The organism is Cohnella sp. (assembly GCF_041640265.1).
In the GTDB taxonomy this organism is placed as follows: domain Bacteria; phylum Bacillota; class Bacilli; order Paenibacillales; family Paenibacillaceae; genus Cohnella.
On sequence record NZ_JBEQAP010000004.1, the window covers coordinates 139,027 to 153,358 of the forward strand.

Annotated in this window: 10 protein-coding genes; all 10 read left to right on the forward strand. The window is 47.5% G+C overall.

All coding sequences use genetic code 11. The features are described from left to right. Positions 1-9: 9 nt before the first annotated feature. The 10 genes from carA to ACESLK_RS04990 all read left to right on the forward strand — a co-directional run bounded on the left by carA (position 10) and on the right by ACESLK_RS04990 (position 14,332). Positions 10-1,158, forward strand: coding sequence for a glutamine-hydrolyzing carbamoyl-phosphate synthase small subunit (gene carA, locus ACESLK_RS04945; RefSeq protein ID WP_372663088.1), 1,149 nt, complete (start codon positions 10-12; stop codon positions 1,156-1,158). Continuing rightward, the gene (carB, locus tag ACESLK_RS04950) at positions 1,145-4,363 is read left to right on the forward strand and encodes a carbamoyl-phosphate synthase large subunit (RefSeq protein WP_372663090.1); all 3,219 of its coding nucleotides are present in this window, start codon (positions 1,145-1,147) and stop codon (positions 4,361-4,363) included. Before carA ends, carB begins: the two co-directional genes overlap by 14 nt. Positions 4,364-4,454: 91 nt before the next feature. Beyond that, positions 4,455-5,195 (forward strand): orotidine-5'-phosphate decarboxylase, encoded by a 741-nt coding sequence (pyrF, locus tag ACESLK_RS04955; RefSeq protein WP_372663092.1) that lies wholly within the window; start codon positions 4,455-4,457, stop codon positions 5,193-5,195. Beyond that, complete coding sequence (gene pyrE, locus ACESLK_RS04960; protein WP_372663093.1) at positions 5,192-5,839, forward strand: orotate phosphoribosyltransferase; 648 nt, start codon at positions 5,192-5,194, stop codon at positions 5,837-5,839. Before pyrF ends, pyrE begins: the two co-directional genes overlap by 4 nt. 259 nt (positions 5,840-6,098) lie before the next feature. After that, complete coding sequence (locus tag ACESLK_RS04965; protein ID WP_372663095.1) at positions 6,099-8,246, forward strand: S-layer homology domain-containing protein; 2,148 nt, start codon at positions 6,099-6,101, stop codon at positions 8,244-8,246. 102 nt (positions 8,247-8,348) lie between these two features. Next, a complete protein-coding gene (locus tag ACESLK_RS04970; protein ID WP_372663097.1) occupies positions 8,349-9,107 on the forward strand; it encodes a YveK family protein in 759 nt (252 codons plus the stop codon). Next, positions 9,088-9,783 (forward strand): CpsD/CapB family tyrosine-protein kinase, encoded by a 696-nt coding sequence (locus ACESLK_RS04975; protein WP_372663099.1) that lies wholly within the window; start codon positions 9,088-9,090, stop codon positions 9,781-9,783. Before ACESLK_RS04970 ends, ACESLK_RS04975 begins: the two co-directional genes overlap by 20 nt. A gap of 20 nt (positions 9,784-9,803) precedes the next feature. Beyond that, positions 9,804-11,645 carry a polysaccharide biosynthesis protein gene (locus ACESLK_RS04980; RefSeq protein ID WP_372663101.1) on the forward strand — a complete coding sequence of 614 codons (1,842 nt, stop codon included), beginning with the start codon at positions 9,804-9,806 and terminating at the stop codon, positions 11,643-11,645. Positions 11,646-11,721: 76 nt separating this feature from the next. Continuing rightward, the gene (gene tuaD, locus ACESLK_RS04985) at positions 11,722-13,038 is read left to right on the forward strand and encodes a UDP-glucose 6-dehydrogenase TuaD (protein WP_372663103.1); all 1,317 of its coding nucleotides are present in this window, start codon (positions 11,722-11,724) and stop codon (positions 13,036-13,038) included. A gap of 43 nt (positions 13,039-13,081) precedes the next feature. Further along, positions 13,082-14,332 carry a DegT/DnrJ/EryC1/StrS family aminotransferase gene (locus ACESLK_RS04990; protein WP_372663105.1) on the forward strand — a complete coding sequence of 417 codons (1,251 nt, stop codon included), beginning with the start codon at positions 13,082-13,084 and terminating at the stop codon, positions 14,330-14,332.

Sequence of the window (14,332 nt, forward strand, 5' to 3'; positions counted from 1 at the left end):
GTGATTGGGATGCAACAAGCGAGATTATTGTTGGAAGACGGAACCTTATTTACAGGGCAGGGGTTTGGCGCCGAGGGCAAATCTGTCGGAGAAGTGGTATTCAACACCGGAATTACAGGCTATCAAGAGGTGATGTCCGATCCATCTTACTGCGGCCAAATCGTAACGATGACTTTTCCGCTTATCGGGAACTATGGCATTAGCCGTGATGACTTTGAAAGCATCAGCCCCCATATTCATGGCTTTGTGGTTCGCCGCCACGAAACCGTGCCAAGCAACTGGAGGGCACAATATACAGTTGATCAATTACTGAAGGAATACGGCATTATCGGGATCAGCGACATCGATACTCGCATGCTCACGCGGATCCTTCGCCAGCATGGGACGATGAAGGGTATTCTGACCACGGGCAACGAGCGGGTTGAGGAGCTCCATGAGAGACTTGGCAGTACGCCTTTCCTTCGTAACCAAGTAGAGCTTACCTCGACGAAAAGCGTATTCTCGAGCCCTGGAGATAAGGAGCGTATCGTCCTTGTCGACTACGGTGCGAAAAGCGGGATATTGCGTGAATTGACCAAACGCGGTTGTGATGTGATCGTAGTCCCTCAAAATACAACGGCTGATGATATTCGTCGCCTGCATCCGGACGGCATCCAGCTTTCTAACGGCCCCGGGGATCCGAAGGATGTTCCTCACGCGGTAGAAACCATCCGCCAGCTGCTCGGCGAATATCCGATTTTCGGCATCTGCCTGGGTCATCAGCTATTCGCGCTTGCTTGCGGGGCAGATACCGATAAGCTGAAGTTCGGACACCGTGGCGGTAATCATCCGGTTAAAGAGCTCGAATCCGGACGCTGCTTCATTACGTCGCAGAACCATGGATATACGGTTAAGGAAGATACGATTGGCGGAACCGAGCTGGAAGTAACGCATATCAACAACAACGATAAAACCATTGAAGGGCTGAAGCATAAGCGTTTCCCTGCTTTCTCGGTACAGTACCATCCGGAGGCGGCGCCGGGACCTTATGACTCCAGCTACTTATTCGACCGGTTCTTGGAAATGATTCGGGACAATAAGATCGCTAACCCTGTACGGTCGCGACAGGCGCATCTGTCAGAAACGCTGAGAGGAGAGCTGCAATATGCCCTTAAATAAAGACCTCAAGAAAATTCTCGTTATCGGCTCCGGTCCAATCGTCATCGGTCAAGCGGCAGAATTCGATTATGCCGGCACTCAAGCTTGCCAAGCACTGAAAGAAGAAGGAATCGAAGTTATCCTGATCAACAGCAATCCGGCTACGATCATGACGGATACGAATATTGCAGACAAAGTATATATCGAGCCGATTACGTTGGAGTTCGTCTCCCAAATCATTCGTCAGGAGCGTCCGGATGGATTGCTGCCGACACTCGGCGGACAAACCGGCCTGAACATGGCGGTAGAGCTTGCCCGCGCAGGCGTTCTAGAGCAAGAGAATGTAAAGCTGCTGGGAACGCAATTGAATGCGATTGAGCGCGCTGAAGACCGCGACTTGTTCCGCGAGCTTATGCGGGAATTAGAGCAGCCGGTGCCGGAGAGCGTTATTGTAACAACGGTGGAGGCTGCGGTTGATTTCGCTAATGGACTCGGATATCCCGTTATCGTACGTCCCGCTTATACGCTGGGAGGCACGGGCGGCGGTATTGCGGCGAACGAAGAGGAGCTGCGCGAGACGGTTACGAACGGAATACGTTACAGCCCGATCGGCCAATGTCTGATCGAGAAGTCGATCGCCGGCATGAAGGAAGTCGAATATGAAGTCATGCGCGACGCGAACGACAACTGCATCGTGGTGTGCAACATGGAGAACTTCGATCCGGTTGGCGTCCATACGGGAGACAGCATCGTTGTGGCACCAAGCCAGACGTTGTCAGACCGCGAATATCAAATGCTTCGTTCAGCTTCGTTGAAAATCATTCGTGCTCTTAACATCGAGGGCGGATGTAACGTTCAGTACGCGCTAGACCCGCAAAGCTATCAATATTACGTAATCGAAGTAAATCCGCGTGTAAGCCGTTCCTCGGCCCTGGCTTCCAAAGCGACCGGTTACCCGATTGCTAAGATGGCGGGCAAGATTGCCATCGGTTACACCTTGGATGAGCTAATAAATCCGGTAACGGGGCAAACTTATGCTTGCTTCGAGCCGACGCTTGATTATATCGTGACGAAGATTCCGCGTTGGCCTTTCGATAAGTTTACTTCTGCGAACCGCAAGCTGGGTACGCAGATGAAAGCGACCGGCGAAGTGATGGCGATCGGCCGCACCTTCGAGGAGTCGATCCAGAAAGCCGTGCGTTCACTTGAAATCGGCGTTCATCGCCTATTCCTGAAGGACGCTGGAGAGCTCGCGGACGAAGTTCTTACGAATCGTCTGGTGAAAGCGGATGATGAACGACTGTTCCTCGTCGCCGAAGCCTTCCGTCGCGGATGGACACTTCAGCATATTCAGGATCTGACGAATATCGACTGGTGGTTCCTTGATAAGGTGGAACGTATCGTTCTGTTCGAAGACGTTATCCGCCGCGAGCCGGTACTTACCCCTCAGACGCTGCTTGCAGCCAAGCGGAACGGCTTCACGGATCGCGCGATCGCGGAGCTTCGGAGCGAAGGTCATCCGGGCAGCACTTTAACAAAGGAAGCGGACGTGCGGACTCACCGACTCGGGCAAGGAATCAAGCCCGTTTACAAAATGGTCGATACCTGCGCTGCGGAGTTTGAGGCGGTCACACCTTATTACTACTCCACTTATGAGACAGAGAACGAGGTGCTCCCGAGCGCTAAGGAGAAAATCATCGTGCTTGGCTCCGGGCCGATCCGGATCGGCCAAGGCATTGAATTCGATTACTCTACCGTTCATGCCGTATGGGCCATTCGGAATGCGGGTTATGAAGCGGTAATCATCAATAATAATCCAGAAACCGTGTCAACCGACTTCAGCACCTCCGACAGACTCTATTTCGAGCCTTTATTTTTCGAAGACGTCATGAATGTCATTGAGCAAGAGAAGCCAATCGGCGTTATCGTTCAATTCGGCGGTCAAACGGCAATCAACTTGGCAGCACCCTTATCCAAAGAAGGCGTACGCATTCTTGGCACCTCTTTGGAGAGCATTGATGAAGCGGAAAACCGCAAAAAATTCGAAGCTCTGCTGAGCAAGCTGAATATTCTTCAGCCTAAAGGTAAAACTGTTACTTCTGTCGATGAAGCCATTGGCACAGCCCAGGAGCTTGGTTATCCTGTGTTGGTTCGTCCTTCGTATGTCTTAGGCGGACGTGCAATGGAAATCGTCTACTCAGATGAAGAATTGCTCTCTTACATGCAAATAGCCGTCAAAATAAATCCGGAGCATCCGGTGCTGATTGACCGCTACATGTTGGGCAAGGAGATCGAAGTAGACGCGATTTGCGACGGAGAAACGGTTCTCATACCAGGTATTATGGAGCACGTAGAGCGTGCAGGCGTTCACTCCGGCGACTCTATCGCGGTATACCCTCCACAGTCTCTCTCGGAGGATATTAAACAGCAAGCCATCGATATCACGATCAAAATCGCCAAGGAACTGAAAACAATCGGTCTCGTGAATATCCAATTCGTGGTCTGGCAAGAGAAGGTATACGTAATCGAGGTAAATCCGCGTTCATCCCGTACAGTGCCTTTCCTAAGTAAGGTAACCCGGATACCGATGGCTAATCTTGCAACGCAAGCGATCCTTGGCAAGAAGTTGACCGATCTAGGCTACCAGGAAGGCTTGTGGCCGGAGGACGATTTCGTATCCGTTAAAGTACCGGTATTCTCGTTCGCTAAGCTTCGCCGCGTTGACCCTACGCTGACTCCGGAGATGAAATCGACGGGCGAGGTCATGGGGCGTGATCGCAATTATGCGAAAGCACTGTATAAAGGCCTAATCGGCTCCGGTATGAAGATCCCGACCTCGGGCTCCATTATTGCTACGATTTCCGATAAGGATAAGGCGGAGGCTATCGAGATTCTTAAGGGCTTCTACCATCTCGGCTACAAGCTTATCGCAACGGGCGGAACGGCTGATGCGATCGAAGCGGCAGGTCTCAAGGTCCGCCGCGTGAACAAGTTATCCGAAGGATCGCCGAACATCGTCGATCTGATCCGGACAGGTCAGGCGCAATTCGTCGTCAATACGCTGACCAAAGGCAAAGCGCCTGAGCGTGACGGCTTCCGAATTCGGCGCGAGGCTGTCGAGAACGGCATTGTCTGCTTAACTTCACTAGATACCGTGAGTGCTCTGCTCAATATGCTGCAATCACTCCGCTTCTCTAGCGAGGCTATGCCTGCGTTCCAAGCTTAAATCCAGAATTACGCCCGGTTTCCCGCTAAAAGGCGAGGGGATCGGGCTTCTGTATGAACAGTGATTCGTTGAGGGGGAGGCTGAAGAAACAATGGCATCGTTGACACTAGCGGAAGCGGCAAGCAAAGTCATGGTGGCGCTGGATAAACCAGACGCGGCAGCGGCATTAGCGCTGGCAGAGGAGCTGCAAGGAAAAGGCTGTTGGATGAAGGTGGGGATGGAGCTCTTCTACGCTGCAGGCCCTGCTGTCGTTCGAGAGCTGAAGTCGAGAGGCTTTCGCGTCTTTCTCGATTTGAAGATGCATGACATTCCTAATACCGTACGCGGAGGTGCTCGAAGCATCACTCGATTGGGCGTAGACCTCTTTAATGTGCACGGCGCAGGCGGCATTGCCATGATGAGCGCAGCAATCGAGGGAGTAAGGGATGCAGTGGATGCCGGGGATGCTGTGCAAGCTCCGATTGTCATTGCTGTCACACAGCTGACGAGCACCAGTCAATCCGTTCTTAATCATGAGATCGGGATTGCAGGAACAGTCGAGGATGCGGTAGTGCGTTACGCACGACTTGCCCGCGATGCTGGACTGCAGGGAGTTGTCGCATCGCCCATCGAGGTTGCTGCAATTAAAGCAGCTTGCGGAACGGATTTTATTACCGTTACTCCAGGGATTCGGCCAAGCGGCGCCGACGCGGGAGATCAGTCACGCATTACAACGCCTTATGATGCCGTGGCCGGCGGTACAGACTTTATGGTCATTGGCCGACCGATTACCGCAGCGCCAAACCCAGCTCAAGCATTGGATAACATTCTCAAGGAGATGACTGAAGGATGAGTAATGTAAATTTGGAGCAATTACCGGCAACGATAGCTGGAAATCTTCTAGAGATTGGGGCGGTCAGCCTCAAGCCTAACGAGCCTTTTACCTGGACATCGGGAATCATCTCGCCAATCTATTGCGATAATCGCTTAACGATGAGTTATCCCGCAATTCGGGATTCGATTGCCGAGGGTTTCGCCGCATTGATCCGCGCTCAGTACCCGGATACAGAAGTGATCGCAGGCACAGCAACGGCGGGTATCCCGCACGCGGCATGGGTCGCGCAGAAATTGAATTTGCCTATGGCTTACATACGCGATAAGGCGAAAGGCCACGGCAAGCAGAACCAGATCGAAGGACTTATTAAAGAAGGCCAGAAGGTTATCGTCATCGAGGATTTAATCTCTACCGGAGGAAGCTCCTTGAAGGCGGCCCTTGCCGTAGTCGAAGCGGGCGGGGACGTACAGAGCGTGCTGGCGATCTTCACTTATGAGTTTGCGCAAGCTGAGCAAGCTTTCCGCGATGAGGGGGTTGAGCTTCAGACCCTGTCTAACTATACGGCTTTGGTTGAGGTAGCTCGCCAAAGGGGTTCGATCAGCGACTCGGACGTGACACTATTGCAATCCTGGCGGGAGAACCCGCAAGCTTTTGGGAAATAATGCGAATACATGAATGGCCTGCGCCAATACTGGGCGGGCTTTTTTTTGTGCTCGCTAATCAATCTCTCATTTTCTGTAACTTTTGAACCGCTTTAACTAAGGCTAAACGTCCTAAATTTTCCCTAATTTTGATAGATTTCTTGCGAAATCGACCTTATTTTTCGAATTTTTATGTTTAAATAGTAATTATTGCCTTTATACATGTCGAAAGTCCTGCTATAATTAGACAAATATAACTATAGAAGAGGTGGATGAACTAGTGTCTTTTAAGAGGAAAATGGCTGTAACGACCCTTGCGGCAAGTATGGTAGCAGCTTCATTCGGGGGATTCCCGCTCAGCAACAAAGGTTTGATAGAGAAGATAGGTTTGAGTAATACGTCCTATGCTTCGGGCTTAGATGCTCCGTCGTTGAAGACAAAGCTTCAGGCAATACATACTTCATTAAACTTTATTTCCGGAGGAACAGCAGCTGTAGATGCTCTGCAGGCTGCAATCACTGGAGTGTCGGATGTCTCGCTGATTTATCCAATTACGGATAAGCTCGGTTATGATCGTTCAGCTAATGCTGCCGACATTGCAATTATTTTCAATCTATTCAAAGCGGCTGCAACCGCCATCTATGATCCTAACCTGGCCGCTTTGGAAACTTTGCGAATGGATTCAAGCGTTCAAGCCCTGCTGGCGAGTGATACATCTAATAGTTTGTCGGTTACTTCAATAGAAGCTTTTATTCTAGCAACCGAGACACAAGCATTGTCCACGCTGAATGGAATGGACTGGTCTGCAAGATTAAATCTTGCCGCAGCTTCCGATAGCAGCAATGCCGCAAGAAAATCATTCATGAACACAGTTCTAACAAATGTCATGCTTGACCATTCTGCAGGTGTAGGTAAGTATTTGAGTGATCACTCCATTACTTCGACCGATGTAACTAATGTATTGTTTGCACTTCAGGATGCGATTGATGTACAGGCTGGTACAACGGTCTCCCGGAACGCTTTCGTGAAGCTAGCTCTAGCTTATTATAGCTACAAGGCTCTAAGCACTTCTGCTCCAGCTTCCACTGTTATCATTACACCGCCAGCAGCGCCTGCGGCCATTGATCAAACGAAGAAGCAACTCGTGGATCTCGTGAAGACGCTCGAGACGGCTACTCCAGCTGAGAAAGCCAAACTTCTAGGCGAAGCGTTGAAGAATGCCCAGAATGCCATTCAGACTACAGGTACTGTTGATGCATCAAAGACATTGAAGGTGGAAGGAACGAAATCCACTGCACAATTGAATACGGATGATATCAAGAAGCAAATGACAAGCCTCCAAACTTCTGCCAAAGAACTCAATGCCCAGTTGAAAGACCTTGGAGTAAATGCTCCGGAATTGAAGCTGACGCTGACGATTGATCTCGGACAAACGACTACGACCACAGGCGAAGTGACTGTGTCCAAGGACATTATACTGGAAGCGGAGAAGCTTGGGTTTAGTGAATTGTCTGTTGTTATGAACGGAGTTACAGTCACATCGTCGGTCAGCGAATTTTCAGAAGACGTCACACTTACTGTGGGTAAGGCCGACAAGTCAACTGCAACTAAAGTAACGAACAAACCGCTTGCTTCTGAGGTGTACGATTTTGAATTTTCTGTTAAAGAACAACATGTCACAGCGTTCACAAAACCGGTGACCCTCAAACTCCCGATTGTCGACGTTTCTAATGTTGATACAGATCTTCTGGCCTTAGCCAAGATTATAAACGGCAAGCTTGAGTATTACGGCGGCAAATATAATACCAGTGGCAAATATTTTCAAGGGCAGCGTTCAAGCTTCTCCTCGTATGTTGTCGTTGAGAACAAAGTCGAATTTACCGACACCGACAAAGTGAAGGCTTGGGCAGGGCGTCAAATCCAGGTTATGGCTGCCAAAGGGGCCATCGCAGGTAAATCAGAAGGTGTATTCGCACCTCAAGATCAAGTGACTCGCGCAGAGTTCGCGAAGATGCTCATAAGTGCAATGAGTCTGGAGGATGCTAATGCAACATCCGTATTCAAGGATGTTAAATCCACGGATTGGTTTGCTTCTTATGTTGCAGCAGCAATGAAGCACGGAATCATCTATGGACGTACAGCGGATCAGTTCGCTCCGAACGCGAAGATCACTCGCGCTGAGATGGCAACGATGATCACTCGCACACTCAAAGCAACGCAAGAGCTTGATGATGTTGCGAATCCGGATGCAGCAGTTGCGTCTTTCTCCGATGCTAGCAAGATTCATCCGTCGCTGAAGGCGGGAGTCGCCTTCGCTGCTAGTCATAATCTAGTATTCGGCGATGCTGGCAAGTTCAGACCGAATGACAATGCCACTCGTGCAGAAGCGGCTGTTATGCTCTATCGTACTTTCAACTTTGCTGAGTAAGAAATAAATGAATTGAAATGTGCATCCCCCTCATGATTGAAGGGGGGGATGCACCATTTTTTCTTAAACAACCTGAATCAGGCATCATGGGGGGCTAATAATGTGTCAGTGGAATTAGATTTGAAGGATTATATTCGTATTATCCGCAAGAGAATTTGGCTCATATTGGTTTTTGTTTTTGTTGTAAGTATAGTCACGGCAATGGCCAGCTTCATGTGGCTACAGCCCGTCTATCAAGCCTCTACTAAATTGATCGTAAACAAGACGAATGAGAATGTGAATGTGGGACAAGTGGATATTAACTCTGTCAATCTGAACATTAGACTCATTGATACTTACAAGGAAATTATCAAGACTCCCGTAATCATGGATAAAGTCGTTCAAGATTACCCGCAACTCGGACTTACATCGGAACAACTGACAGCTCAAGTGAAGGTCAGCTCCGTTAACAATACGCAAGTGATGACCTTGTCCGTTGAGAATCCTTCCTATAAGGTAGCAACTGAAATCGTAAATGCGATATCGCTCGTGTTTATCAAGGAAATTCCTTCAATAATGAAGGTGGACAACGTATCGCTGCTAGCTCCAGCTAATCCGTCCAAGACACCTGCCCCAGTAAAGCCTCAGCCTGTGCTGAATACAGCGATTGCCTTTATCGTTTCACTTATGCTTGCAGTTGGAGCATGTTTTCTTCTCGAGTACTTGGATGATACCATTCGAACCGAGCAGGATGTTGAGCAGTACTTAGGTGTGCCGACCATTGGGATGATCCCCAAGCTGAAGGATGATGAGGTTAGAACATCAAGAAATGAGGCTTCCTTAAGCCGGGGGAGAGAACAGAATGTCAAAGTCCATTCCTAAAGCTAAGAAACGTCACATCATCGTACACAATAATCCCAAATCTCCGGTCTCAGAGGCATATCGCAGCTTAAGAACGAACATCCAGTTCTCATCTATCGATAGCCGTATACAGACGATCATGGTCACATCTGCCAGTCCCGGTGAAGGCAAGTCGACGACAGCAAGCAATCTAGCCGCTACATACGCGCAAGCTGAGCAGAAGGTGCTGCTCATCGATGCGGATCTTCGCAAGCCTACCGCACATCATACCTTTCTATGCTCTAATCGTTATGGTTTAACCAATGTGCTTACGAATCAATGCGGGGTGAAGGAAGTCGTGGTAGAGACATTCGTGCCGAATCTCTATCTCCTGCCTTCAGGAATGATTCCTCCTAACCCAGCCGAATTGTTGGCTTCCAACAAGATGAAGGTCTTGCTAGAGCAATTAAAGGATGAATTCGACATTATCATTCTGGATACTCCTCCTACGCTTGCTGTAACGGACTCACAGATTATCGCATCGATCAGCGATGGAATCGTATTGGTCGTCGATTCGGGCAGAGTTAAGATTACCCAAGCCCAGAAGGCCAAGGAAAAGCTTGTTCACGTGAATGCTAGATTGCTAGGTGTTGTAATGAACAACTTGAAGCGAAGCAATCAAGATGATTATTACTATTATTATGGGTCCGCAGAGTAATAATAGTAGGAGGAGAAAAAATGAGATATCCTATTAGACTTTCATTCTTGATCCTAATTGACATTCTGATGGTATGGATAAGCATAGTTTCCTCCTACTACTTCCGATTTGATGGAGCCGTCCCGTATCATTACATACAGCAAGGCATCGTATTTGGTGTTATCTCAAGCGTGTTTTGTGCTGCAAGCATGTTTTACTTCAAGCTGTATAATCGTATATGGAGATATGCCAGTATCGGTGAACTAGTCTCAATCAGTAAAGCTGTTATCAGCAGCTGTATTCTAGCCTATGCGGCTACTTATTTCGTGTACGGTAACACTGTACCGTTATCCATCTTTGCTCGAAATCTAGAAACGATTCTTTTATTGCTTGGAGGGTCGCGGTTTCTATGGAGAGTATACCGGGATAACTATAAGCAAAATACAGAATTGAAAAAAGCCCTGATCGTCGGAGCAGGCGAATGCGGCATGCTGATTGCTAAGGAAATAAAGTTTAACAAGAAATCTACGGTTTATCCGGTTGCATTCATCGATGATGATTTTAGAAAAACGAGCCTTCAGGTATACGGGCTTCCAGTAATCGGAAGTCGTAATGATATACCGGCCATAGTTGATCAACAACAGATCGAGGTAATCATCATTGCAATCCCATCCGTCTCTAAGAAAGAAATTTCAGATATTATCGATATTTGTAAAACAACGAAAGCAAAGCTGAAAATTATTCCTCCCTTGCAGGATATCATTCAAGGGAAAGTCACCTTAAATACGATCCGCGATGTGCAGGTAGAAGATCTACTAGGACGTGATCCGATCCAGACAGATCTCAAGGGGATCTCTAATTATGTCAGGGATAAAGTTGTACTTGTTACCGGAGCTGGAGGTTCTATCGGATCGGAGCTCTGCAGACAGATCGCGACCTTCTCGCCGGGTAATCTGCTCATTCTCGGACACGGTGAGAACAGCATCTATACGATCGAGTTGGAGCTGCGAAGGAACTTCCCGGATCTTCGTATTGAAGCCCTTATTGCAGATATTCAAGACCGCGATAAGATGAAAGAAGTGTTCTGCGAGTATAGGCCGAATGTCGTGTTCCACGCCGCTGCGCATAAGCATGTTCCGTTGATGGAACGCAATCCTTCGGAAGCCGTTAAGAACAACGTGTTCGGCACGAAGAATGTGGCTGATTGTGCCGATGAATTCGAAGCGGAACGATTCGTACTTGTATCATCAGACAAAGCTGTAAACCCATCCAGCGTTATGGGAACAACCAAACGAATCGCAGAGATGTACATACAGAGCTTGAACAATAGCAGCAGCACTAAGTTTGCAGCGGTACGATTCGGGAACGTATTAGGCAGCCGCGGCAGCGTAATCCCTTTGTTTAAAGATCAGATTGCCAGGGGTGGTCCCGTTACCGTAACTCATCCTGAGATGGTGCGGTACTTCATGACAATCCCTGAGGCTGTTCAGCTCGTTATTCAAGCAGGCGCATTATCCGACGGGGGAGAGATTTACGTCCTTGATATGGGCAAGCCTGTCCGAATTATCGAATTGGCTGAAGATCTTATCCGACTGTCCGGATTCGAGCCTTATCATGATATTCCTATTGAATTCACAGGTATACGTAACGGAGAGAAGTTATTCGAGGAATTGCTGTCCATGGACGAAGGAATAACAGCCACTCAGCATGACCGTATCTTCATCGGCCATCCTGGTCAAATCAATCGTTTCGAGCTGGAGCTTGAGTTTAGACGATTAGAGAAGGTGTTGGCTGAGGACCGACATATGGTTAAGGGAGTTCTTGAGGAAATGGTTCCTTCTCCTCATAGAAGAGTTTCTTTAGAGTTGGTTAGTTCCCCCTGAGAAATCAGGGGTTGAGTTTTTTCTGAGGATTAAATTTGCCCGGTGACAACTAGAATACCTTGGAGGTTATCTGTAGATGAAGAGAATTGCTGTCATGGGTACGGGCTATGTGGGTCTAGTTTCAGGAACCTGTTTCGCACAGATAGGCAACGAAGTAATCTGTTGCGATATTGATCAGCAGAAGATTAACAATCTAAAGAATGGGATTATCCCAATCTATGAACCGGGTCTTGAAGACATGGTTCAAGCAAATGTAGCGAAAGGCCGCCTTTCGTTCACGACAGACATTCCCTCCTCTATTCAATCAGCAGATATCATCTATATTGCTGTGGGAACTCCGATGTCGATTACTGGAGAAGCAGATATGCGTTATGTCACCTCAGTTGCCCAAACCATTGGAACCCATCTGAATCAATACAAAGTTATCGTGAACAAAAGCACAGTTCCGGTAGGAACCGGTAGACTAGTGGAGAGAATCATTAAAGAAAATCTTCAGAATGAAGAATTAACATTCGATGTGGTTTCCAATCCGGAATTCCTTAGAGAAGGCTCGGCAATTGCGGACTGCATGAATATGGAACGAGCCGTTATTGGCTCGAATAGTGAACGGGCAGCGAAGATCATTACAGAGTTACATGAACCATTTAAAACGAATATCTTCGTGACAGATCTGGAAAGCGCGGAGATGATCAAATACGCTTCCAATGCATTTCTTGCCTCTAAGATTTCCTTCATTAATGCAATCGCCAATATCAGTGAACGTGTCGGAGCCGATGTGACTCAAGTGGCCGCCGGTATGGGGCTGGATTCTAGAATAGGGTCCAAATTTCTGCAGGCGGGTATCGGTTACGGCGGTTCTTGTTTCCCGAAGGATACCCACGCATTGGTGCATATTGCAGAGAGTGCAGGATACGACTTCAAGCTCATGAAATCAGTTATTGAAACGAATGAGCAACAGCGAATTGTCGTAATACACAAGATTAAGGAGCTGGTAGGGGACATCAAAGGGAAGACAATCGGTGTTCTCGGATTGGCCTTCAAGCCGAACACGAATGATATGCGTGATGCTCCTTCTCTATCGATTATTCCCAAATTGCTGCAACAAGGTGCAAAGATTAAAGCTTATGATCCGATTGCTTCCAAAGAAGCGAGAATTCATTTCGGGGACAAAATCAGTTATGGGAATGACCCTTACGAAACGTTAATGAATTGTGACGTTTGTTTAATCTTAACCGAATGGGAACAGTTTAGAACGATGGACCTCAATCAGGTAAAGCGATTGTTGAAACAGCCCTTTATTGTAGATGGCAGGAACTGTTTTGACCCGGTGTTGATGAAGGAAAGAGGTTTCACTTATTCGTCCATTGGGCGACCTAGTGTATCTGTAAATTAGAAGGAATGGATACATCAATGAAGATACAAGTGAGGTATATCCTATGAGTGTAAATGTATTCAGAAATATTCGATTCTCCCCACCAGATATCTCAGATGAGGAGATTGAGGAAGTCATACAAGTTATGAAATCCGGATGGATCACAACTGGGCCGAGGACAAAGCTCTTCGAGAAAAGAATTGCTGAATATGTTGGTGGAAAAAAAGCCGTATGTCTCAATTCTGCAACTGCTGCAATGGAGCTTACACTCCGTATTTTAGGTATCGGTGTTGGTGATGAGGTAATCACCACAGCTTATACATATACGGCGACTGCTGCTGTAATAGATCATGTAGGAGCTAAGATCGTGCTAGTCGATGTGGCACCAGACTCGTTTGAGATGGATTATTCGAAGCTTGCTGACGTGATAACTGATAAAACCAAGGCTATCATCCCGGTGGATATAGCTGGGAAGATGTGTAATTACGATGCAATATATCAAGCGGTGGAGAGCAAGCGAGGGTTGTTTAAATCTAACAATAAGCTGCAAAGGCTATATAATAGAATAATAGTGATGGCCGATTCCGCTCATGCGTTTGGGGCTGAGTGGAACGGGGACAAATGCGGTCAAGTAGCCGATTTCACCTGTTTTTCATTCCACGCCGTAAAGAATTTAACAACTGCTGAAGGAGGTGCTGTTGTTTGGCGAGGCGATATTGGATTAGACGATGATTGGCTTTACAACCAATTTATGTTGTATTCCCTCCACGGTCAGTCGAAAGATGCATTAGCCAAAACTCAAATAGGCGCGTGGGATTACGACATTATCCATCCAGCATATAAAAGCAATATGACTGACATTACGGCAGGGATTGGCTTGATACAGTTAAGCAGATATGACAGGCTCTTGAAAAGACGGCGGGAGATCATTGAAATGTATGATAGAGAGATGCAGACGTTGGATATTCGGAGTTTGCAACATTATGATGAGGGCTTTGCGTCAGCAGGTCATCTCTATTTGGTGCGAATACCTGGAATTGGAGAAGCTGAGAGGAACGAAATAATAATCAATATGGCAGATGCAGGTGTTGCATGTAATGTTCACTATAAGCCATTGCCTATGTTTACGGCATATAAGGAATTAGGGTTCGACATTAAAAATTATCCCAATGCTTATAAGCAGTATGCTAATGAAATCACACTTCCGTTGCATACCTTGTTGAATGATGAAGATGTGAAGTATGTGTGTTTAAGTCTGAAGATCGCAATGGAAAAAGTTTTAAATAAAGATGCTAGTGAATCACAGATGGGGTGA

Excerpts from the sequence above, each read along its gene's own strand:
- tuaD (WP_372663103.1), top strand. The coding sequence starts at position 11,722 with ATGAAGAGAATTGCTGTCATGGGTACGGGCTATGTGGGTCTAGTTTCA.
- ACESLK_RS04990 (WP_372663105.1), top strand. The coding sequence starts at position 13,082 with ATGAGTGTAAATGTATTCAGAAATATTCGATTCTCCCCACCAGATATC.
- ACESLK_RS04980 (WP_372663101.1), top strand. The coding sequence starts at position 9,804 with ATGAGATATCCTATTAGACTTTCATTCTTGATCCTAATTGACATTCTG.
- carB (WP_372663090.1), top strand. The coding sequence starts at position 1,145 with ATGCCCTTAAATAAAGACCTCAAGAAAATTCTCGTTATCGGCTCCGGT.
- ACESLK_RS04975 (WP_372663099.1), top strand. The coding sequence starts at position 9,088 with ATGTCAAAGTCCATTCCTAAAGCTAAGAAACGTCACATCATCGTACAC.
- carA (WP_372663088.1), top strand. The coding sequence starts at position 10 with ATGCAACAAGCGAGATTATTGTTGGAAGACGGAACCTTATTTACAGGG.
- pyrE (WP_372663093.1), top strand. The coding sequence starts at position 5,192 with ATGAGTAATGTAAATTTGGAGCAATTACCGGCAACGATAGCTGGAAAT.
- pyrF (WP_372663092.1), top strand. The coding sequence starts at position 4,455 with ATGGCATCGTTGACACTAGCGGAAGCGGCAAGCAAAGTCATGGTGGCG.